Origin of the sequence: Pedobacter sp. B4-66 (genome assembly GCF_018492665.1) — a bacterium.
GTDB lineage: Bacteria > Bacteroidota > Bacteroidia > Sphingobacteriales > Sphingobacteriaceae > Pedobacter.
Map to the genome: position 1 here is coordinate 1 of NZ_JAFVME010000035.1, position 394 is coordinate 394.

General features: G+C 41.9%; 1 protein-coding gene. It reads right to left on the reverse strand.

What is annotated here, in order from left to right; translation table 11 throughout:
• Window positions 1–43 precede the first annotated feature (43 nt).
• The coding region (locus J1905_RS23515; RefSeq protein WP_214229629.1) for a hypothetical protein at window positions 44–394 on the reverse strand (351 nt) is incomplete at its 5' end.

Consider the following 394-nt stretch of genomic DNA (forward strand, 5'->3'; position numbering starts at 1 on the left):
AATACCTTTTGGCTACTTTAGTAGAAAATATTCCTCGTTGATCCTATACCGGACGCTCCGCTACACAGTGGCTAGTAGGTGAACACCACCCAGTAGGAGAACCAGCATCTATTGATTCACAATTAAATTTATCTTGACATGCAGGCATGTTAGGTCCACAGGTGGAGGAGGGGCAAACGGGGCTGCCGCTACCGAGGGGGCTTCCACTACCCCCGCCCAATACATTTTTCAACTGACTTCTTGTTAAGACTTCTCCCTTCTGAAAGGCCAGATCTTTTAAGTTTAATTTTTTCATTTTTTGTATAAGATTTAGTGATTTAAATTTTGTAACCCCATCACGCCAGGTTACTTCAAGCGACATGTTTTTATAACATTCATGTTTGTTATTGGGACT